Origin of the sequence: Tritonibacter aquimaris (assembly GCF_009617595.1) — a bacterium.
GTDB lineage: Bacteria > Pseudomonadota > Alphaproteobacteria > Rhodobacterales > Rhodobacteraceae > Epibacterium > Epibacterium aquimaris.
The window spans coordinates 221050-241531 of sequence record NZ_WIXK01000002.1 but is presented as its reverse complement, the minus strand read 5'-3'; the positions used below and the strand labels follow the sequence as shown (position 1 = coordinate 241531).

18 protein-coding genes are annotated in these 20482 nt (G+C 53.1%); 9 read left to right on the top strand and 9 right to left on the bottom strand.

Annotated elements, in window-relative coordinates; translation table 11 throughout:
- Positions 1–6: 6 nt before the first annotated feature.
- Entirely contained in the window at positions 7–3132 is a 3126-nt protein-coding gene (locus GG681_RS04710; protein ID WP_153545624.1) for an efflux RND transporter permease subunit, read from the top strand.
- A gap of 7 nt (positions 3133–3139) precedes the next feature.
- On the opposite strand, the gene GG681_RS04705 is transcribed toward GG681_RS04710, so the two are convergent.
- On the bottom strand, positions 3140–3907 hold the full coding sequence (locus tag GG681_RS04705) for a helix-turn-helix domain-containing protein (RefSeq protein ID WP_235899727.1): 768 nt from the start codon (positions 3905–3907) through the stop codon (positions 3140–3142).
- A 608-nt stretch (positions 3908–4515) separates the two neighbouring features.
- Between GG681_RS04705 and GG681_RS04700 the strand changes: the two genes are divergently transcribed.
- The 6 genes from GG681_RS04700 to GG681_RS04675 all read left to right on the top strand — a co-directional run bounded on the left by GG681_RS04700 (position 4516) and on the right by GG681_RS04675 (position 8369).
- Positions 4516–5130, top strand: coding sequence for a ribonuclease D (locus GG681_RS04700; protein WP_153545623.1), 615 nt, complete (start codon positions 4516–4518; stop codon positions 5128–5130).
- Between the two features lie 21 nt (positions 5131–5151).
- Complete coding sequence (lptC, locus tag GG681_RS04695; protein WP_153545621.1) at positions 5152–5751, top strand: LPS export ABC transporter periplasmic protein LptC; 600 nt, start codon at positions 5152–5154, stop codon at positions 5749–5751.
- A gap of 12 nt (positions 5752–5763) precedes the next feature.
- Positions 5764–6267, top strand: a complete 504-nt coding sequence (locus GG681_RS04690; RefSeq protein ID WP_235899753.1) for an LptA/OstA family protein — start codon at positions 5764–5766, stop codon at positions 6265–6267.
- The gene (gene lptB, locus GG681_RS04685; protein WP_153545619.1) at positions 6267–7025 is read left to right on the top strand and encodes an LPS export ABC transporter ATP-binding protein; all 759 of its coding nucleotides are present in this window, start codon (positions 6267–6269) and stop codon (positions 7023–7025) included. The genes GG681_RS04690 and lptB overlap by 1 nt, the downstream gene beginning before the upstream one ends.
- Before the next feature lie 272 nt (positions 7026–7297).
- On the top strand, positions 7298–7861 hold the full coding sequence (gene hpf, locus GG681_RS04680; protein ID WP_153545617.1) for a ribosome hibernation-promoting factor, HPF/YfiA family: 564 nt from the start codon (positions 7298–7300) through the stop codon (positions 7859–7861).
- A 43-nt stretch (positions 7862–7904) separates the two neighbouring features.
- Positions 7905–8369 (top strand): PTS sugar transporter subunit IIA, encoded by a 465-nt coding sequence (locus GG681_RS04675; protein WP_153545615.1) that lies wholly within the window; start codon positions 7905–7907, stop codon positions 8367–8369.
- A 5-nt stretch (positions 8370–8374) separates the two neighbouring features.
- Here the strand turns inward: GG681_RS04675 and GG681_RS04670 are convergent, their stop codons facing one another.
- The 7 genes from GG681_RS04670 to cysQ form a co-directional block, all read right to left on the bottom strand.
- Positions 8375–9790: a sulfotransferase family 2 domain-containing protein gene (locus tag GG681_RS04670; protein WP_153545613.1), complete on the bottom strand. Its 1416-nt coding sequence runs from the start codon at positions 9788–9790 to the stop codon at positions 8375–8377.
- On the bottom strand, positions 9787–11487 hold the full coding sequence (locus tag GG681_RS04665) for a DUF5927 domain-containing protein (RefSeq protein ID WP_328593264.1): 1701 nt from the start codon (positions 11485–11487) through the stop codon (positions 9787–9789). The genes GG681_RS04670 and GG681_RS04665 overlap by 4 nt, the downstream gene beginning before the upstream one ends.
- Positions 11484–12473 carry a glycosyltransferase family 2 protein gene (locus GG681_RS04660; RefSeq protein ID WP_153545611.1) on the bottom strand — a complete coding sequence of 330 codons (990 nt, stop codon included), beginning with the start codon at positions 12471–12473 and terminating at the stop codon, positions 11484–11486. Before GG681_RS04660 ends, GG681_RS04665 begins: the two co-directional genes overlap by 4 nt.
- A gap of 172 nt (positions 12474–12645) precedes the next feature.
- Positions 12646–13683, bottom strand: coding sequence for a glycosyltransferase family 2 protein (locus tag GG681_RS04655; protein WP_153545609.1), 1038 nt, complete (start codon positions 13681–13683; stop codon positions 12646–12648).
- A complete protein-coding gene (gene galE, locus GG681_RS04650; RefSeq protein ID WP_153545607.1) occupies positions 13683–14666 on the bottom strand; it encodes a UDP-glucose 4-epimerase GalE in 984 nt (327 codons plus the stop codon). The genes GG681_RS04655 and galE overlap by 1 nt, the downstream gene beginning before the upstream one ends.
- A 45-nt stretch (positions 14667–14711) precedes the next feature.
- Complete coding sequence (galU, locus tag GG681_RS04645; RefSeq protein ID WP_153545605.1) at positions 14712–15605, bottom strand: UTP--glucose-1-phosphate uridylyltransferase GalU; 894 nt, start codon at positions 15603–15605, stop codon at positions 14712–14714.
- Positions 15606–15958: 353 nt separating this feature from the next.
- Positions 15959–16756: a 3'(2'),5'-bisphosphate nucleotidase CysQ gene (gene cysQ / locus GG681_RS04640; protein ID WP_328593263.1), complete on the bottom strand. Its 798-nt coding sequence runs from the start codon at positions 16754–16756 to the stop codon at positions 15959–15961.
- Between the two features lie 121 nt (positions 16757–16877).
- On the opposite strand from cysQ, the gene GG681_RS04635 reads away from it, so the two are divergent.
- Positions 16878–17702, top strand: coding sequence for an ABC transporter permease (locus GG681_RS04635; protein ID WP_153545601.1), 825 nt, complete (start codon positions 16878–16880; stop codon positions 17700–17702).
- Here GG681_RS04635 and GG681_RS04630 read toward each other — a convergent pair.
- The gene (locus GG681_RS04630; protein ID WP_153545592.1) at positions 17699–18301 is read right to left on the bottom strand and encodes an alpha-ketoglutarate-dependent dioxygenase AlkB family protein; all 603 of its coding nucleotides are present in this window, start codon (positions 18299–18301) and stop codon (positions 17699–17701) included. The genes GG681_RS04635 and GG681_RS04630 overlap by 4 nt on opposite strands.
- 210 nt (positions 18302–18511) lie before the next feature.
- Between GG681_RS04630 and dnaK the strand changes: the two genes are divergently transcribed.
- Entirely contained in the window at positions 18512–20434 is a 1923-nt protein-coding gene (gene dnaK, locus GG681_RS04625; RefSeq protein WP_153545590.1) for a molecular chaperone DnaK, read from the top strand.
- Positions 20435–20482: the final 48 nt, after the last annotated feature.

The window sequence follows — 20482 nt, the reverse complement described above, 5'->3', positions numbered from 1 at the left end:
CCCAAAATGAACAAGCTGATAGATGCCGCATTCGCGCGGCCACGTTTGGTGCTGCTTTTCTTTTGCATGATAATACTGCTGGGAACCAACGCCTACCGGCAGATCGCTCGCGAGAGTTCACCAGCCATCCCAATTCCAGCAATATACGTGGTTGCCGAACTGGAGGGAGCATCGGCCGAAGACACCGAGAAACTTCTGCTTAAAAAATTCGAAACAAACCTCAGCAACCTGAAGAACCTGAAAAAGATGGAAGGTATCGCTGCCCGCGGTTCTGCAAGCCTCATCTTAGAGTTTTTATCCGGAACCAATACAGATGTGGCCTTAGACAATGTGCGCAGCCGTTTGGCCACGCTGCAATCGGAGCTACCCAAAGGCACGACATCGCCCGTCGCAGTCGCCATCAACACCGAGCTGTTCCCCATTCTCACGGTTGTGCTATCCGGACCATTGCCCGAACAAACGCTTGGCGCACTTGCAACAGAGCTTAGCGAAGGTGTCACCAAACTACCCGGGGTGCTGGCTGCGGATATCTCCGGCCGGCGCGAAGAGCTGTTTGAGGTGGTCGTCTCACCTGACACATTAAACGCCTATGATTTGAGCTTTGATCACTTGATCAATCAGCTGGATCGACAAAGAGTTCCCCAAATCTCCGGAAGCATTGGTGGTACGCGTACCGAAGTAGAGGTTGGGTTAGACGTCTCGAAAAACCACCTCACAACTCTTATGCAATCGCCAGTTCTTGTGCGCGATCGGCATGTCATAGCCCTTTCGGATATCGCCGCGTTGCGCCGCAGCTTCCTGCGTGCCACGGGATATTCACGGCTAAACCGTCAACCTGCTGTGGCGATTGAAATCAGCAAACGCGGGGGCGCAAACATCCTTTCGACAGTGCGCTCCATAAAAGCGGTTGTCGAGAACGCGCGCGCTGATTGGCCCGCAAACACACGCGTCGATTATCTTTTTGATGAGAGTCAGGAAATCCAAACCGTTGTCAGCGACCTTGAAGCCAACATCATTACGGCGATTGTCCTTGTTTTGATCGCAGCGCTATACGCGCTTGGGCTGCGGTGCAGCCTGTTGGTTTGCCTCTCCATTCCCGGAAGCTTTCTTGGTGGCGTCGGGCTCCTTTGGATGCTTGGCTACACGCTCAATATTGTTGTTCTATTCTCGCTGATACTTGTTGTCGGGCTCCTTGTTGACGGAGCCATTGTCACCACCGAGCAGGCCGACCGGCACATGCAGCAAAACGTGAGACCATATGAGGCCTTCCGCGCGGCTGCAAAAAACATGGCTTGGCCGCTGTTTTCATCTACCGCAACAACGCTCTGTGTTTTTCTCCCCCTATTATTCTGGCGCGGAACGATAGGAGAATTCATGAAGTTCCTGCCAATCACCGTCATTTTGGTACTGGGTGTATCTTTAATGATGGCGCTGATCTTCATACCGGTTCTGGGCAGCATCATTGGACAACGCGCGCCACGCAGTGCGGTTCAGAAATCGGTCTTGTTTGAGGCAGAACATGGAGATCCCAAACAGTGCCGAGGCGCAACTGGTGTCTATGCACGAATGTTGTCCAGCTCCCTAAACTACCCTGGCACAATTGTGCTTCTTTCTGTTTCGGCCTTGTTACTGACGCTCGGCCTCTATGCGCGCTTCAATCAAGGATCCTCCCTGTTTCCGGTCATTGAACCGCAGTTTGCGCAGGTTCAGCTGCGCTCGTCGGATAGCTATTCCCTCGATAGTAGAGACAAAATCATCCACACCGTCGAAAAGCGCCTTCTGAAACGTCCTGAAATCAAAACGGTATACTCAGAATCGCAAATAGACGAGAGCGATGGCAGCGACATTATTGGCTCCATTCAAATTGAACTCGTACCCTGGAACCAAAGACGCCCTGCGGAAATCTTGAAGCAGGAAATTCGCCACCATCTGCGCGATTTGCACGGCATTGAAATTGCAATCGAGACCGACGACGAAAGCCCGGTTTCAGGCAAACCAATCGAAATACATGTGAATGCAAAAAGCCCTGAAACTGCAGACCGGGCGATAGCCATGATACGCCAAACCATGATGGATCTGGGCCGCTTTGAGGATGTTTCCGACACTCGCCACGCCCCCGGTCTGAAATGGCAGCTTGCCGTGGATCACATAAAAGCGGCGCAATCTGGTGCAGATGCCAGATTACTGGGCCAGGCCGTTCAATTTTTGACGCGCGGGATCATGCTTGGCAGCTACACCCCCGAAGACAGCCACCACGCGCTCGATATCCGGCTGCGCGCGCCGCTTGAAGACAGAAACCTCGACACGCTTCAGAACCTGACCCTTCCAACGACTGACGGCAAAACCAGCCTTGCTCATTTTCTAGAGTTTGAGCACGCGCCGCGTCAGGCCCGCATACGACGCCTGAACCAACACCGCACCGAAGTGATTACTGCAAATGTTGGCATTGGCGCGTCGGTTGAAGAACAAACCAAACGATTGCGCGCGGCACTCAACCAGCTTCCTTTACCACAAGGCGTAAGCTGGAATTTTGCTGGCGATGCTGAAGAGCAGGATGAGACCGAGAGCTTTCTTGTCGGTTCTTTTGCTCTGGCGGTTTTTCTCATGTTCCTTGTGCTTCTGGCCCAGTTCAATCGTTTTCGCCAAACTTTCATCGTAATGTCCGCAATTGCCTTTTCCAGCGCTGGTGTCTTGCTGGGGCAGCTTGTGCTGGGGCAGCCGTTTGGCATTGTCATGGGGGGGATTGGGATGATCTCACTTGCTGGCATCATCGTGAACACCAATATCGTCTTGATCGATACTTACAACGCCCAGCGCCGACAGGGGTGCTGTCCAAAAGAAGCCGCGCTCCGATCAGGCGTTCTGCGGCTGCGTGCAATATTGCTCACCACTTTGACAACAATTCTCGGACTGTTGCCAATGGTGTTTGGTGCAAGCTTTGATCTCATCTCGGGCATCATCGAAATAGGCGCCCCATCGACGCAATGGTGGACCGAATTATCCGCCTCCATTGTAGGCGGGCTCATTGTTGCAACACCGCTCACTTTGATTGCCACACCCGCCATGCTCGTTCTGAGTGAACGTGGACTGAGGTTTCCCAAACGCCTCAGACGCAGGAATAGCCATATTTAGAGCCGTATCACTGCGCCTGCCGACGCTGTTCAGCACGTATCTCAGAAGGTGTTGTTCCCATTTCCCGTTTGAACGCCTTGTAGAAGGAAGATCGGGAATTGAAGCCAACATCATAGGTGATCACCAAAATCGTCTCATCCGAGTTGCGCAGCTGCTCAACCGCGTCTCGCACCCGCCAACTGTTGATATAGTCGAAAAAATTCGAGTTTAGCGTCGTATTGAGTGTCTGGGAAACATAGGCCGAGGTCACACCGATATGCTTTGCCAGATCCCAAAGTGATAGATTTGGGTCTCGATAGATCAGATCATTGACCATAGCACGTTCAATTTTGGAGGCGATTTTACGGGCATGCTCTTCGGTCAAAGCGGAGCGCTCGTATTTTGGCCCGGTATCCTGCTCCACAATGACATCAAGGCTCGGCTGTGTTCGTTTTAACCCGGGTTGCTGCCGCAACCCCCACAGGGCGATTACCCAAGTAATTGCGAGACTGATCAGATTGTCGGGATGCTCGCTTTCAAAAATTGGGTGAATGCTTCCGTCAAAGCCAGCAAATGTTGCAATCACTTCAGCCATGCTCAACACGAGATAGACACCAATCACTAGCGCGATCCACCAGACCCATAACAGCTCTCGGTCTTCGGTTGTTGCGAACAGATCCTTCAGCCGATTGGTATATGATTTCAATTGATTGATGATCAGCCAGAGGTAGACAGCAACCACAAATTGGAACGACAAATCGATACTCTGTAAAAACCAAAACGGCAGTAGCTGCATGAAGCTCAGCGTTTCTAAAGCTGCGCCTGGTGCCTCAAAGAATACGCTTGGCAAGGTCGTAATCGAAACCAATGCCAGAACAGATAGGGCTGGCTAAACGCTGCGACCACCGCCACCCCAAGCCACGCAAGCTGCATCCGGGTCTGGTTTTCGGTATCATTGAGCACAAAGAAAACATCCGTGATACTGACAAACGTTTGGGCCACAAAAAACAGTGCAAGCGGCAAAAAGAGGCTTAGCTGATTTCGACTCAACAACAGCAAATTGGCGCAGAACACCGCGACCCCCAGCTGCAAAACCACTACAATTAACCCAAACAAATTCACTGACATAAAAAGCTCTCCGGACGTCCATCGTGTCGTGCACTATATCATCGGAACACATGAAGGCCCTGTAACCGGATGATATTCCTGTCCGCGCCAGCAAGGAAAGACATCTGATTGCGTCCGATCTCATAGCTTGTCCCCGGGCAAGTTCCAGCCAAACCACCGGTCGCCGCGCCAAATCTCTAATTTACCCCCGCAATACATCAGCACGGCGCACATTGAGTTCTTATAAGATCACGCTTATTTCAGGAGCACTGCTCAGCAATCTAAAGGAAACCTCTGATGGCAAACCATCTTTATAGTGGCGATTTGCCGGATGGTCTGGATCTTGGTCACACCGTTGCCATCGACTGCGAGACAATGGGCCTCAACCCGCATCGCGACAGGCTATGCGTGGTGCAACTGTCCAGCGGTGACGGGAATGCTCATATCGTTCAGATTTCAAAAGGTCAGCGCAAAGCGCCGAACCTTCAGGGCCTTCTAGAAGACCGCAATGTGTTGAAACTGTTCCACTACGGGCGTTTTGATATTGCGGCACTGCTAAACGCGTTCGGCAGTTTAGCCGCGCCGGTCTATTGCACAAAAATCGCCAGCCGCATGGTTCGCACCTATACTGATCGCCATGGCCTAAAAAACCTGACGCAAGAGCTGCTTGGGATCGATATCTCCAAACAACAACAGATGAGCTATTGGGGAGCTGACAAACTGACAACGGCTCAGCTCGATTATGCGGCATCCGATGTCTTGCACCTGCACGCATTACGAAACGAACTGAACGAGCGCCTCGAGCGTGAAGATCGGCTGGATCTAGCCCAATCATGTTTTGATTTCCTGCCGACCCGTGCCAGGCTCGATCTGGAAGGCTGGCCAGATGTTGATATATTCTCGCATTCCTAAGGATCAAATACAGTAAACCACATGGATCGTTATTCGCGCATTGTTGCTCTGCTCAAAGTCATCCTGCCGTTGGCGGCTTTGGCACTCTTGTCGATCATCTTCTTGATCTCGCGCGGCAGCGACCAAGAAGCCGCCATCCCCTTTGCGCAAACCGAAATCGAAGAACGCATGCGCGGACAGCAGATCACCGCGCCGTTTTTTGCAGGCAGCACCGAAGCGGGTGACGAAATTCTGGTCAGCGCCCAAAACATTCGACGAGATGCCGCCACCAACGAGGGCACATCCGAAGGGTTATATGCTGTGATGCGCCTGTCCAAAGGTGGGAAAATTTCTCTCAGGTCCGATCTGGGGTCGCTGGAGATAGCAAAACAAATCGCACATTTTTCCGGAGACGTTCTGATCCAGACCTATGATGGCACAAGGGTTGAAACGGAACAGCTTGATGCGCATCTTGACGAAATATTCGCCGTTTCTCCAACTCCCATCACTGCAACGGGAATAATTGGCACGCTGAGCGCCGGAGCCATGCAAATACACACGAAGTCGCAAGGAAAATCGGTCCATATACTATTCAACAAAGGGGTGAAGTTGGTATACGACCCCAAGCAACCGGAAAGATAAGCCACTATGGGAATGCGCGCCTTCACCTTTGCCCTTGCAGCGATTGCAATGATGTCGAGCCTGCCAAGCGCAAGCCTCGCGCAGGGATCCATTGCATTTGGCTCGGTCAAAACTGACCCAAGTGCCCCGGTTGAGGTCAGCGCCGAGAACCTCGAAGTGAACCAGAACGACGGCTCTGCTGAATTCACCGGCGACGTGGTTATCATTCAAGGTGAAATGCGACTGTCTGCGGCACTTGTGCGTGTGGTCTACAAGACAGGCGACGATGCGCAACGCACCGGCATCAAGAGCTTGAATGCCAAAGGCGCCGTTATTTTGGTCAATGGTAATGACGCCGCCGAAGCAGATGAAGCTGAATATGATATCGATAGTGGCACGATTGTCATGCGTGGCAATGTTCTATTGAACCAGGGCGATGCAACACTGACCTCGAACCAATTGATCGTCGACCTGCGCAGCGGCACCGCCAAAATGGCAGGCCGGGTCAAAACAATACTTAGCCCAAGCGGAAATTGATGGCCAAACCCAAGCTTACAGTAACCGAAGGCGGCTCTGGCCTGCGCATTGAAAAACTGCGCAAATCCTACCGCAACCGGGTTGTTATCCGGGATGTGACGCTTTCGCTCAATCGCGGAGAGGTTGTTGCGTTGCTTGGGCCAAATGGCTCGGGCAAGACCACCACGTTTTACTCTATCGCGGGGCTTGTTTTCCCCGAAGCCGGCGCAGTCACCATTGACGGGCAGAATGTAACGGCATTGCCGATGTATCGGCGCGCTCGGATGGGAATCGGCTATCTACCGCAAGAGATGTCGATCTTCCGGGGGCTCTCGGTCGAAGACAATATTATGGCTGTGCTCGATATCTCGGAAAAACACACCCATAAACGGCGTGAACGGCTTGAGGAACTCCTATCAGATTTCTCGATTGAGCACCTGCGCCGCGCCCCTGCTTTGGCGCTTTCGGGCGGTGAACGCCGCCGGGTGGAAATTGCCCGTTGCCTGGCCGCGAACCCTAATTATCTGCTGCTTGATGAACCCTTTGCCGGGGTTGATCCGATCAGCGTCGGCGACATTCGTCACCTGGTATCGGATCTCAAAAACCGCGGCATTGGTGTGCTCATCACCGATCACAACGTCCGCGAAACGCTTGAGATCGTGGATCGCGCATACATCCTGCACGACGGGCAGGTACTGATGTCCGGTACACCAGAAGACGTAGTTGAGAACGAAAATGTGCGCCGCGTCTATCTGGGTGATAATTTCCGCATCTCCTGAGCGCGAAGCAGCCGACAAATCGACGCAGCCATTCAGCAAGAACCACGATTGCTAGATGCAATTTTAGGTTTGCCATTGACTCTCCCTCACATCTGTCATGGAATTGTCTTATGGCAAAGATGCGAACCCAAGCGAGCTCTGATGCAGTCTTTATACAAAGGCTCCCAGATCTGCTGCTATCCATCACGCCATACTTCCCTGTCTGAATACGGCTTTAATACTCGGGTGTATTGCACCCGACCGTTCGGACGCGCAAAGAGCAAGGAGATCCCATGCGTTATAAAATCAGCGGAAAACAGATCGACATTGGCGAAGCTCTGCAATTTCACGTTCAGTCTGAACTGGGCGGCGTCGTCAATAAATATGCTGAACGACCTACCGACGCGACCGTGGTTTTTTCTCGATCGGCTCATGAATATGTTTGTGAGGCGACCGTACACCTCTCCACCGGCCTTACTGCGCAGGCCAAAGCGCATGCCACTGATATTTATGCAGCTTTTGACAGCTGCAATATGAAAATGGAAAAGCAGCTGCGCCGATACAAGCGTCGCTTGAAGGATCACCACCGTGAGCGGAGTGAGCCAGTTGAACTTTCGGGGGCCGCATCCTATATCTTGGCTTCGGAATCAAATGAACAGGACGCAGAGCCAGATACTTTGCAGCCGATCATTGTTGCAGAGATGGAAACAAAAATTCCATCCTTGTCAGTTGGTGAAGCGGTCATGCAAATGGAACTTGCTGGATCTCCTGTTCTTGTATTTCGAAACGAGAACAAAGACGGTCTGAACGTTGTGTACCGCCGCGAAGACGGCAACATCGGTTGGATCGACCCGTAAACACCCCTAACGGGCGTTAGAGGCACCCGAGCGGAGCAAAACGATGCAGATTTCCAAGATCCTCCAGCAGGAAGCAGTGCGTGTCATAAGCTCTGCTTCAAGCAAGAAGCGATTGTTTCAGGAAATCGCGGAGATTGCCCAGTCGGTCTACGATCTACCTGCAGATAAAACAGTTGAGGCCCTCCTTGAACGTGAGGGCCTTGGCCCAACCGGTGTGGGACATGGCGTCGCCCTGCCCCACGCACGCCTGGACGGGCTTGATCAGGTTGTTGGTGTCTTCATGGTTTTGGAAAAACCGCTGGATTTTGGTGCGGTTGACCGGCAGCCTGTGGATATTGTCTTTGCGCTTTTTGCGCCAGAGAACGCGGGCGTGGATCATTTGAAAGCGCTGGCACTGGTTTCGCGCACCCTGCGTGAACAGAATTACTGCACCAAGCTGCGTTCCAACCCAGACCCAAGCACGCTGTTTACCATCCTGACTGAAAACCAGTCTGTTCAAGCAGCCTGAGCAAATCACTCAGCCCAATCTTGAAACCCAAACAACAGATAATCCCGCCGGTAAGCTGCGCGGGCAGCGTCTTCTACCGTCTGATCATAGACCTCAGCCAAATGAGGCTCGGCGCGTTCAGCCGTGATAAAATCAGCGGACGCATCTACCCCTAGTTTTTGCGCCAAATAGGGCAAATCCAGCGCAAGCTCTGACTGGCGGAAAACGAAATCTGGTGGGCAGAGCTCTTTGAAGCCCATCAATATCTGCGACTGCGACGCCCAGCGTGGATCAACGCGCACAACGCTCTGCCCGTTCAACGCACGTTTCACCAAATCGAGAAACGCAACAAACCCGCTGCGATAGGCAGAAGCGCCCGCAGTACCGCGCTCCGGCAGCTCCACTGCGTAGTGGCCGCGCAAAAGCGTGCGTATCTTCTTGTAGCGCGGCTCCTTGCTGTGAAGAACGTCAGAACAGAACACATCAAATGCGCGCTCAACCGGGTGGCTCAGCGCGGTAAAACTGCGATAGCCAGGACGCGCACGCATCCAACCGCGCAGGTCCTTCTGGCCTGTGATCTCGTTCAAGTCATTCAACTGGACACCGTCCAGCGCCGCCATCCAGCGCAAAATCGGTGTATTATGCCCGCCTGCGATGGGCATGAACAAAAGCGGGGTCTCTGCTGCGCCGATATAGTCGCGCACCGCCGGGCCCCGGCGCGGCTCAAAGCAAGGCGTGCGCGACAGGTTAAACACATCAAGTGCGTCAAACGCCGTTTCCAGCGCCTGTGGATTGCTCAGCTTGCTTTGGATAGGATCTGGGTTTTGCGGCTTAAGCTTGTTATCAAGCGCGCTTAGTCGATCTGACACCCCCAGCCACTGCGCCAATCCATTCATCGCCTCAAGGTTCTGAAGATCTTCATATGCAAGATAAAAGGCGGTTTGCCCTCGCTGTTGCAGCCCCTGCATCAGCTCGATTTGAAAGCGCTGTAGCCCTTCCAAATGCGCACTGAACTCATCCGCATTAAAATCCACCAACGCTGATTTATGCCGCTTTACATTGGTGAGTTTCCACTGCCCGGTCTCACGGGCGATTTTCAGCGATACATAGCTTTCGAGAGGGTTTCGCGTCAGCACAATTTTGGCGCAGCGCGGATCATCCAGCACATGTTCCAACACACGCGGATCATGGTCATGGAAATACCGAAATCCATTCAGCCCTTCTGCTGCTTTCATACGATCTAGCAATTCAAAAGGGGCGGCGTCACGCGCTTCAAGCGTCAACCCCAACAGATCCTCATATTTAGGGTAGCCAACAAACACGGGATTAAAAGCTTCGCCATGACAGCTTACCTCCGCTAGCGCGTTGAGATTGCTTTCCAGAAAATTGGAACCCGTGCGCATCTCTGCAAAGATAACAAAATAATCAAATGCTGCCGTCATCGCACCACATATGCCTTCCGTGCCAAAGTGGGCCGCTTCTGTGCGAGCGGTTCGATCGGGAAATCCCCCATCAGATAGGGGTGCATACCCTGATTTTTCAGGTTCTGCAGGAACTGACCAAACCCATCGAGATCTACCATCTTGGGCATATCTCCAAAATCCGCGCGCCCACCAAGGGTGATTTCATCTACAATCACCTGCAATGCCTCAGAGGGCATCTCAATAAATTCTGCCATCGACCAGATTCTGATACGCGCCTTGGCCCCATGCGAACGTAAAATACGCAGATGCTCTGCTTCGATGCTTTGCAGGCGCGCAGCCTCACGGCGCAGCGCGTCAAAATCCCCGCCGGATTTAAACAAAGGCACCGCCCAAGCACCGGAAATCACCGAGATCTGCGCGTTTGTATCGCGCGCCATGATATGTGCAACGCCCTGGGTATCCCGCGGACCAAACTGGAAACATTGCCTCTCACCGCGTGTGTTCCAAATCAGATTGGTGAGAAAGCCTTCGCAGTCATAATCGCGCAAAGCCGCGCTATCACTAAGAGCGCCGGCATAAACACTTTGATGCTCGGCAAATTCAACGCGCTCAGGCGCAAACAGATGCCCGTGCACTTTGGATTTGGTCGCTTGCTCAAGCCAGTGTTCAAACCCATCAAACAGCTCAGAAAACCCCTGGAACACCGAATAATTCGCAGCGCTAATGCCGTTCTCCATCCCTTCGCGAGGTTGACGGCTTTGCATATAAAGACCCGCGCGGCCACGTGTGCGCCGCTCAACCGCCTTTTCAAACACCCGATCTATTTTGCGCGGATTTGGCTCGGTGGGGGGTCGCTCACCCCGCTCAGGGGTTAGAAACGCCTGATAGAGACGCCCGGCCTGTGGCCAGATTTTGCGTGCAACAAAACAATCAGACCGCCGCAGCAGATGCAGGTGATCGTCGTAAAACACATGTGGTTTGCCTTGATAATCAAACTTCGACAGCGTCAAAGACCGGCTTTCGATATTCACCGAATGCAGCCGTGCCAAAGACTGGAAATAGCTTTCATCCGGGATCCACACGCGGCGGAAATAACTTTCATAGATCTCACGATCAGCATCATTGAGAATCGCGCTCAGCGTCTTCCGGGTCAGACACCACCACTGGCTGCCCATATGTGGAACCAATCCAGCCGGGATACGACGGCGAAACCCTATCCGGCGTTGTAGATTGACATAGCCATCAAACAACGCACGTCGCTTCTTCCAAGAGAAGGGAAAGCGCAGTGTAAATCGCTCCGCGCTCAATCCGCCCACAGTCCAGGGTACATCTGCGGTGGTGGCGCTTTCGATAAAGTCCGTTTTTGCACGCGCGCTCAGATAGCTTTGCAGCTCACAGATCGGGCGCAAGGGCAGGCAGGAGCCGGACGTCAGGTAGACGTGTCCAACCTCGGGCCAGGATTTCAGCATTTGTTCTGCCCCGGCCTGTGATGCAGCAACAAGCCCCCAACCGCCCCATTCACAGCGGTGCCGTTTGCAAAAAGACACCAACCGGTCATCCGAGAGGGTTTTTACAAATTGATTGTAGCTGTCGGGCGCCACCTTGCGATCCACATGGATCACCACCGGGCATCCCGCCGCGGTCCAGTGCCGTGCCACCTGTGCAGCCCTCGGCAACGCCGTGTGCACCAGCATCACAATACCCAGCGTGCTCACGCCCAGTTCCCTTTGGACATCAGCCCCAGAATTTCCAGCTGGCGCCAGTTAATATAACGTTCGCTCCATTTGCACCAAAGTTCGGCCTGCTGATCCGAAAGATCCGCATAGGCCGCATATTCACTTGAGTTGGCGTAATGCTGTTTCCGGCTACGCTCTTCTTCGGCTTTCTCAGAGAATGTGTTCAAAAACTTGGTGTGCAGCAGCACGCCGCTGGCCTTTTCACCACCGTTGGTTTCATAGGTTTGGTTTAGCCCCCGCGGCAAGATCGAATGGGTGGAACTAACGTAGCAATATTTCCGGTCCCATTTAACCAAGGGGATTTTATTGAGCGCGGGCGCTTTTTTGGGGGTATCTGCAAACAGGGTGCGTGCCCGTACACCACCCTGAATCCAAAGATTGCCATATTGTGGATTGCGGCTCGCACTATAATTGCCGCTGTCAAACCAATGGGCCACATCCAGCGGGTCTTGCCCGGCCACATAAGCCGGCTGCGTGCGCAGATCGCCCTTGGGATACACATCAAGCAGCATTGCCGCGAAACTGCGGATTTCCGAGTCATCCAGCCAATCCGTCAGTGCACGCAACGGGCGCGTATCACAGAAAGGATAAACAAACAGCTCATCCGGGTCGACCACCAGCACCCAATGCCCGTGGGCATAGCGGCGCTTGAGGTAGTTCATCCAATCCACCCCAAAGGTCGCGCGTTTATAGCTGGCGCTTGTGTGCCAGAACGAAACATCCTCCATGCCCTGAAGGTGCTCACGCGTGCCATCGCTGGAGCCATTGTCCACAAATAGGAAATGATTGACGCCAAGTTTGCGGTAATACTCCAGGAAATACGGCAGACGCACCGCTTCGTTTCGCATGGTTGCAACCAGCAAGATGTCATCAGGGCGAATACGTTTGGTATTGTCTTGCAGCGCGGTCAGTTCACGGGATTTGCGCAGGCAACGCACAAGCCGGCGCTTTCGCCGGATACGCATTTTATAAGAATCCCAAAGACCCACCGGTTTCACCCACTGCTGAACGCATATTCGCGGGCAAGACTGCTCTACACCGCTATTTCTCGCCAATATGTCATGGTTAAACCATGCGTTTCAATGCATTTAGAAAAGCTTAGCAGCCGCGTAAAATCCCGAACTTGCGCGCAGCTGGCTACCAGCGGATTTTGGACATCAGACCTAGCTCAACCAGTTGTGCATCACCCTCATATTGCACGGAGTCTTCACACCAGAGATCAGGTGACGCCATGATGCGTTCATAGTACCCATCAAAATCTGTTGGCGTATGAAAATGTTGCTGTCGTTGTTGTTCCGTTTCGGATTTGGAAACAACCTCGGACAGGAATTTGGTGTGAAGCAAAACACCACATGATTCTTGTGTACCGGGCCCGTGATAGAGCGCATTTAGCCTGCGCGGCAAAACGGAATGGGTCGAGTTCACATAGGCATAAGATCGATCCCATTTCAGCAATGGGATCTTGTTGAGCGTGGGAGACCTGCGGGGAGTATCTGCAAAAAATACCCGTTCACGCATACCCCCCTGCACCCAGAGATTGCCCAAAGGCATCTGGCGCGCGGCACGATAAGGGGCCGCGTCAAACCAATTCAAAATCTCCAGCGGGTCTTGCCCCACCCGGTATTCACGATCTGCCAGCGCCCCTTTGGGATAGAGATCCAGCATCAAGGCACCCAGACCCGCTTGGCCCTTATCGTCTAACTTGCGCGTTAACGCAGGCAAGCCATGCTGATCTGCCCCCTGATAGATCAGCAGCTCATCCACATCGACCAGCAGGCACCAGCGCCCGTGACAATACTGCCGCTGCAACCAAGTCAGCCAATCCAAGCCAAAACGTGACGCGCGATAGCTATGGTGTGTTTGCCAAAGTGAAACGTCGCGCTGGGTGCTAAGATATTCAAAACTGCCGTCATCGCTGCCATTGTCGACCACAAGAAACTGCGCAATTCCAAGCTTGCGATAGTACTCTAGGAAATACGGTAATCGCGATGCTTCGTTGCGCAGCACCACCACAGCCACAATGTCATCGCGGGTCAAAGAAGCGGTTTTGTTTTGAATTTCGGTCAGCTGATGGCGCGCCCTAAATGCGCGCCACAAAAGCTGTTTGCGCTTCAGCCGCAGCCTATATGCAGCGCGCCAAGAGAGTTGCGGCAGTTGTAAATCCGCCGCTGCCATTATTTGATGTAGTGGCCGCTCTGATGCCAACGCCAGGCGTCGGAAATCATTTCTTGCAGACTTGAGCGTTTCGGCTCCCAGCCCAATTCAGAAATCGCGCGCGTCGATCCAGACACCAGTTTGGTGCAATCTCCACCGCGGCGTGGCCCGATATTATAGGGCACTTCGCAATTGGTAACGCCACGCGAATTATCAATCACTTCCATCACCGAGAACCCGGACCCGGTGCCAAGGTTAAACACCCGGCTGCCTTTTCCGTCTTCCAGCCATTTCACCCCAAGCACATGCGCGTCCACCAGGTCGCACACATGCACATAGTCACGAATGCAGGTTCCATCCGGCGTGTCGTAATCGGTGCCAAAGACGGTCAGCGCGTCGCGCTCCCCTTTGATGGCATGAATCATCAATGGAATGAGATGGGTTTCCGGCTGGTGGAATTCACCAACTTCTGCCTCAGGATCCGCACCCGCTACGTTGAAATACCGGAAAATGACCGAGCGCAGACCATAGGCCGCCTCAAAATCTTTCAGTATATCTTCAACCGCGCGTTTGCTGGCACCATAGGCGTTCAGCGGCTGCTGCAGCGTGTTCTCATCCAGTACGACGTTGTCGTGCTCACCATAGGTGGCACAGGTCGACGAAAACACAAAATCGAGGCACCCCGCCGCAACGGCAGCCTCAACCAGGTTCAGAGAACCACCAACATTATTGGCCCAGTATTTACCGGGCTCAGACATCGCTTCGCCCACCTGGCTCAATGCTGCAAAATGCATCACAGCACTGGGTTTGTATTTGGCAAAAACCTCATCCAGGCGCGCGCGATCGGTCAAATCACCCTGTTCAAAGGGACCAAACTTCACCGCATCTTGCCAACCTGTAACCAGATTGTCGTATGTAACAGGTGTATAGCCTGCCGCCTTCAGTGCTTTGCAGGCGTGGGATCCAATGTATCCCGCGCCACCCGTTACAAGTACAGTCTTCAACCTGTCAGTCCTTCACTTCACCGAGTTGTGGTGAACAGGCCGCGCTTATTGCGCAGCCTTATCCATCTGAGCCACTTCCTGGATATAGCCCATCAGCTCATCGCGCAGCTCTTCACGTGCCAGAGCAAAGGCCACAGTTGCCTGCAAGAAGCCTGCTTTGGAGCCACAGTCAAAACGCTGACCACGGAAGCGATAGCCGTAAACCGGCACATCTTTTTTGATGTCGTCCGCAATCGCATCGGTAAGCTGGATTTCTCCGCCAGCGCCTTCTTTCATGTCATTCAGATTGTTCATGACCGAAGGTGCCAAGATATAGCGGCCAATAACAGCAAGATTGGAAGGCGCTTCTTCTTGCTTTGGTTTTTCAACCATACCGCGTGCTTCGACGACGGAACCCATATCGTTTTTCACGTCCAAAACACCGTAAGAAGAGGCTTTTTCAGGTGCCACTTCCATCGCAGCAACCATGTTGCCGCCGGTTTCTTCATAGGCTTCGATCATCTGCTTAAGGCAAGGTGTTTCACCTGCGATAACATCATCGGGCAAGATCACTGCAAACGGTTCATCCGCAATCAGACGACGCGCGCACCATACTGCGTGACCAAGGCCAAGCGCCTGATGCTGACGGATATACGCGATGGCACCAGAATCCATATTGGTCTCGCGCAGCGCAGCCAGCAATTCATCCTTGCCCTTACGCTCAAGCTCTTTTTCAAGGATCGGAGAGTGGTCAAAGTAGTCTTCCAAAGCGCCTTTACCGCGTGAGGTAACAAAGATGAATTCTTTGATGCCAGCCGCGCGCGCTTCATCAATTGCGTATTGAACAAGTGGACGATCCACCAGTGTCATGATTTCTTTTGGAACCGATTTGGTCGCAGGAAGGAAACGGGTGCCCAGTCCAGCAACTGGAAAAATAGCTTTGGTAACCTTTTTGCGCATAACTCGCTCTCTTTTTTCATACCACAAAGACCGTTCCTGACCGAGGCCAAGGAAAAGTCGAATTTCGTTTATATATATCCCCGGCATATTGGGGAGGAACACCGGGTTTAGTTCATCTTGTCCTTAGTACTATAGGTTAAACCTTTGTGTACATTTGCACGAGAAAATGGGTGATTTCTTGGCGAAAATTCACCATTGCACACACTTTATCTGCAAATTCCATCTTCTTAGTAAGAATTGTTCACCACACAAAAACAGGGCACCTATACCAAAGCAAATGACACCGCCTCGCAGCAAGAAACAAGTAAGGGTTTCCAACCCGCGATTCCCCAAAGTCCTCACTCTGCCAGAGATCAGGCTTGTTTCAGTTCAACACCAGGCGCATGGGCGATGAAGAAGGGATTTGCATAACCTTCTTTGCCATACAGAAGGGGCTCGTGATTATCGAACCGCACAACCTGACCACCTGCACCCAGCAACACTGCGTGACCGGCAGCGGTATCCCACTCCATGGTCCGGCCAACGCGCGGGTAAAGGTCTGCTTCGCCCGTAGCAACAAGGCAGAACTTCAAAGATGAGCCTGCGCTTTTACTATCTTTCACCTGGTATTTGTTAATGTAGTCCTCAGTCGCCTGATCACGATGAGACTTTGAGGCCACAATCATCAGCGCATCATTGTTACTGTCTGCTACGCGGATTGGCCGTGTCTCACCAATGGTTTCAGGATCAAAGGCACCTGTTTCTTCGACCGCTGTGCCATCTGCCAGGGTAAAGAACATGCGCTCACGGGCGGGTGCGTAGACCACACCGCGGGTGGGCTCACCTTTTTCAACCAGCGCAATATTGACGGTAAAGTCACCGCGACGGTTGATGAACTCTTTGGTGCCATCCAGCGGATCCACGATGAGGAAGGTGTCACCGCGTTCCTTGTGCGACGCAGATTGTTCCTCGGTCACCAGCATTACATCCGGAAACGCCGCGCGCAGGCCTGCAGAAATCAGCGCATCTGCCGCTTCATCGGCTTCTGTGACCGGGCTGTCGTCGGATTTTACTTTCACCTCAAAATCATCAGAATTGTAAATTTCCATGATTTTGGCGCCCGCTTCGATCGCCAGTTTGCGAATGACTGGGATCAGTTCGTCATATGTCACACTAATTCTCCGCTTCGACGGCATGAAATTGAAAACGATTTTCGCGCCCCTTATGCTGCTCCAGCAACGGAACAGCAAGAATTCCGTGTCATCTTGAGCAGCAATCAGCCAAATTGGTCACATGTTTGAACAGCAGCAACGCAAAGCGTCGGTAATTCACGGCCTCCTCGACATGCTCGAGGTGGTCTTTCACGCGATCGTGCGTAGCGTGCGTTCAAAACATAACAACGCGCTCATCGCTTTGGGCCTAAACATGTTGCAAGCCATCATGTTTGTTGCGATCTTTTACGTTATGTTCTCATTGCTGGGGCTGCGTGGCGCCGCAATCCGGGGCGATTTCCTGCTCTATGTGATGTCGGGCATCTTCCTGTTTCTGACCCACACAAAAGCCGTAAGCGCCGTTGCTGGAGCCGAAGGCCCAAGCAGCCCTATGATGCAACACGCGCCTATGAATACCATTGTGGCGATTCTCTCGGCGGCACTCGGCTCGCTTTATCTACAGACACTTTCAATGCTGCTGATCCTGTTTGGCTACCACGTCGCCTTCACCCCAGTGGTCATTGTTGATCCGATCTCATCTTACGCGATGATGCTTCTGGCTTGGCTAACAGGTTCCTGCGTCGGGCTGGTTCTCTTGGTACTTAAACCGTGGGTTCCCTCGCTTGTTGGCGTGCTTTCAACCATCTACCAACGCGCCAATATGATCGCCTCAGGCAAAATGTTTCTGGCCAATACTTTGCCGAGCAGCATGCTGGTGATGTTTGATTGGAACCCGTTGTTTCACTGCATCGACCAGGCCCGCGGCTATATGTTCAAGAACTACAACCCGCATTTCAGCAGCTGGCAATATGCGCTGACTGTTGCCTTGGTGCTGATCGTGATTGGTCTGATGGGTGAATTTCACACCCGCCGCCATGTTTCCATCAGCTGGAGCGCACGCCGCTAAGTCACCACGCGTAAGGTCAGATTGATACGCCCCCCTTTGGGCAAAAGGCGTGATGATTTAAACCGGATGCGGTCCACCCCGTGATATTTCAGCCGCGCCTCACCACCCATAACCACCACATCTCCAGAATTCAGCCAAAGCGATTCGGATTTGCCGCCGCGTGTTTCGTTGCCCATACGATATAGCCCGTCATCGCCAAGGCTGATCGACAGCACCGGGTAAGAAAAATCCGCTTCATCCCGGTCTTGATGCAGCCCCATACGCGCATTTTCGCCGTAATAATTCACCAGACAACATTCTGGTTCGCGATCTGTTTGTGTGAGCGCACGCCAGATATTTAGTATTTCTGGCGGGATTTCTGGCCAATGCTGACCTTTTGGATGATGCGCCTGATAGCGGTGACCCTGTTCATCGGAATACCAACCATAGCGCCCCGCAGAGGTCATGCGCACAGACATTTTGCCGCCACTGGCTACAGTTGGCGAAAACAGCGGCACCGCCTTCAGCACCGGGCGCAGCACCTCAATCAAGGCCTGCTGCTCCTGCAGGGAGAGGTAGCTTTTGTGGATTTCAAACCCACGAACCCGCAGCATAACCATATGCGTTATTCCATTCTTAACCATATCCCTTGCAAAAACCGTACAGAACGGCGAAATGCGGCGTGCTGAGGCGGTTGCAGGGACCAATTGCGCTCCTTATATACCCTTCGACGCGGCAAGGTTTAGTGCAAACCTGTCGTCATCGGGGTCAGGATGCCAAAACGGGTTCAGGCCTCGGGTAATCGCCTTGAAGGAAAAAAGGGATCGAAGATGAGCAAAGTTATCGGTATCGACCTGGGTACAACAAACTCCTGTGTGGCCATTATGGATGGCTCGCAACCCCGCGTGATTGAAAACGCCGAGGGTGCACGCACTACCCCGTCGATTGTCGCCTTCACCGACGAAGAGCGACTGGTAGGCCAGCCGGCAAAACGCCAGGCTGTGACCAACCCAGACAATACTATTTTTGGCGTAAAGCGCCTGATTGGCCGCCGCGCAGATGACGCGGATCTGGCCAAAGACAAAAAACACCTGCCGTTTTCCGTGATCAACGGTGGCAATGGTGATGCATGGGTCGAAGCAAAGGGTGAAAAGTACTCTCCTTCGCAAATCTCTGCTTTCATCCTCGGCAAGATGAAAGAAACCGCTGAGAGCTATCTCAGCGAAGAAGTGACCCAGGCGGTTATCACCGTTCCGGCCTACTTCAACGACGCGCAGCGTCAGGCAACCAAAGACGCAGGTAAGATCGCTGGCCTTGAAGTTCTGCGAATCATCAACGAACCAACTGCTGCTGCGCTGGCATATGGTCTCGACAAAGAAGACACACAAACCATTGCGGTTTATGACCTTGGCGGTGGTACATTCGACGTGACCATCCTGGAAATCGACGATGGTCTCTTTGAAGTGAAATCCACCAACGGTGACACCTTCCTGGGTGGTGAAGACTTTGACATGCGCATCGTCTCTTACCTGGCCGGTGAGTTCAAAAAAGAGAACGGCGTTGATCTGTCCAAAGACAAGATGGCCCTGCAGCGTCTGAAAGAAGCCGCTGAGAAAGCCAAGATCGAACTGTCTTCGGCAAGCCAGACCGAAATCAACCAGCCGTTCATCTCGATGGATCCTTCCTCGGGCCAGCCGCTGCACATGGTCATCAAACTGACCCGTGCGAAACTGGAAAGCCTGGTTGGCGACCTGATCAAGAACTCCCTGAAGCCTTGCGCCGCAGCACTGAAAGACGCAGGCCTTTCTGCATCTGACGTTGATGAGGTTGTTCTGGTTGGTGGTATGACCCGTATGCCGAAGGTCATCGAAGAAGTGACCAAATTCTTCGGCAAAGAGCCCCACAAAGGTGTGAACCCTGACGAAGTGGTTGCCATGGGTGCGGCCATTCAGGCTGGCGTTCTGCAAGGCGACGTTAAAGACGTTGTTCTTCTGGACGTGACCCCACTGTCGCTGGGTATCGAAACTTTGGGCGGTGTTTTCACCCGTCTGATCGATCGCAACACCACCATCCCAACCAAAAAGTCTCAGGTGTTCTCAACCGCCGAAGACAACCAGAACGCCGTAACCATCCGTGTGTTCCAGGGTGAGCGTGAAATGGCTGCGGACAACAAGATCCTGGGTCAGTTCAACCTCGAAGAGATCCCGCCTGCACCACGTGGCATGCCGCAGATCGAAGTGACCTTTGACATCGACGCCAACGGCATCGTGTCGGTTGGCGCCAAAGACAAAGCCACCAACAAAGAGCAGCAGATCACCATCCAAGCTTCGGGTGGCCTGTCGGATGCGGACATCGAACAGATGGTCAAAGACGCGGAAGACAATGCGGAAGCGGATAAAGATCGCCGCGAGCTGATCGAAGCCAAGAACCAGGCCGAAAGCCTTGTGCACTCGACAGAGAAATCAGTCGAAGAACACGGCGACAAGGTCGATCCTTCAACTGTTGAAGCGATCGAGCTGGCAGTTGCAGCTCTGAAAGATGATCTGGAAAACGAGAAATCGACCGCCGAAAAGATCAAGGCTGGTATCCAGAACGTCACCGAAGTGGCAATGCGTCTCGGCGAAGCGATCTATAAAGCGCAAGCCGAAGAAGGCAGCGACGAAGAGCCCGCAGCAGCTGATGAAGCATCTGGCCCTGGCGCAGATGACATCGTTGACGCCGAGTTCGAAGACCTGGACAACGACAAGCGCTAACATCTTGGCTTTGCCAAGACGGGCCGGTCCGGACCCCGGATCGGCCCG

What these genes read in the sequence shown, in the direction of transcription:
- GG681_RS04710 (WP_153545624.1), top strand. Translation starts at nt 7, where the DNA reads ATGAACAAGCTGATAGATGCCGCATTCGCGCGGCCACGTTTGGTGCTG.
- GG681_RS04705 (WP_235899727.1), bottom strand. Translation starts at nt 3,907, where the DNA reads ATGCAGCTACTGCCGTTTTGGTTTTTACAGAGTATCGATTTGTCGTTC.
- GG681_RS04700 (WP_153545623.1), top strand. Translation starts at nt 4,516, where the DNA reads ATGGCAAACCATCTTTATAGTGGCGATTTGCCGGATGGTCTGGATCTT.
- lptC (WP_153545621.1), top strand. Translation starts at nt 5,152, where the DNA reads ATGGATCGTTATTCGCGCATTGTTGCTCTGCTCAAAGTCATCCTGCCG.
- GG681_RS04690 (WP_235899753.1), top strand. Translation starts at nt 5,764, where the DNA reads ATGCGCGCCTTCACCTTTGCCCTTGCAGCGATTGCAATGATGTCGAGC.
- lptB (WP_153545619.1), top strand. Translation starts at nt 6,267, where the DNA reads ATGGCCAAACCCAAGCTTACAGTAACCGAAGGCGGCTCTGGCCTGCGC.
- hpf (WP_153545617.1), top strand. Translation starts at nt 7,298, where the DNA reads ATGCGTTATAAAATCAGCGGAAAACAGATCGACATTGGCGAAGCTCTG.
- GG681_RS04675 (WP_153545615.1), top strand. Translation starts at nt 7,905, where the DNA reads ATGCAGATTTCCAAGATCCTCCAGCAGGAAGCAGTGCGTGTCATAAGC.
- GG681_RS04670 (WP_153545613.1), bottom strand. Translation starts at nt 9,790, where the DNA reads ATGACGGCAGCATTTGATTATTTTGTTATCTTTGCAGAGATGCGCACG.
- GG681_RS04660 (WP_153545611.1), bottom strand. Translation starts at nt 12,473, where the DNA reads ATGCGTATCCGGCGAAAGCGCCGGCTTGTGCGTTGCCTGCGCAAATCC.
- GG681_RS04655 (WP_153545609.1), bottom strand. Translation starts at nt 13,683, where the DNA reads ATGGCAGCGGCGGATTTACAACTGCCGCAACTCTCTTGGCGCGCTGCA.
- galU (WP_153545605.1), bottom strand. Translation starts at nt 15,605, where the DNA reads ATGCGCAAAAAGGTTACCAAAGCTATTTTTCCAGTTGCTGGACTGGGC.
- GG681_RS04635 (WP_153545601.1), top strand. Translation starts at nt 16,878, where the DNA reads ATGTTTGAACAGCAGCAACGCAAAGCGTCGGTAATTCACGGCCTCCTC.
- GG681_RS04630 (WP_153545592.1), bottom strand. Translation starts at nt 18,301, where the DNA reads ATGGTTATGCTGCGGGTTCGTGGGTTTGAAATCCACAAAAGCTACCTC.
- dnaK (WP_153545590.1), top strand. Translation starts at nt 18,512, where the DNA reads ATGAGCAAAGTTATCGGTATCGACCTGGGTACAACAAACTCCTGTGTG.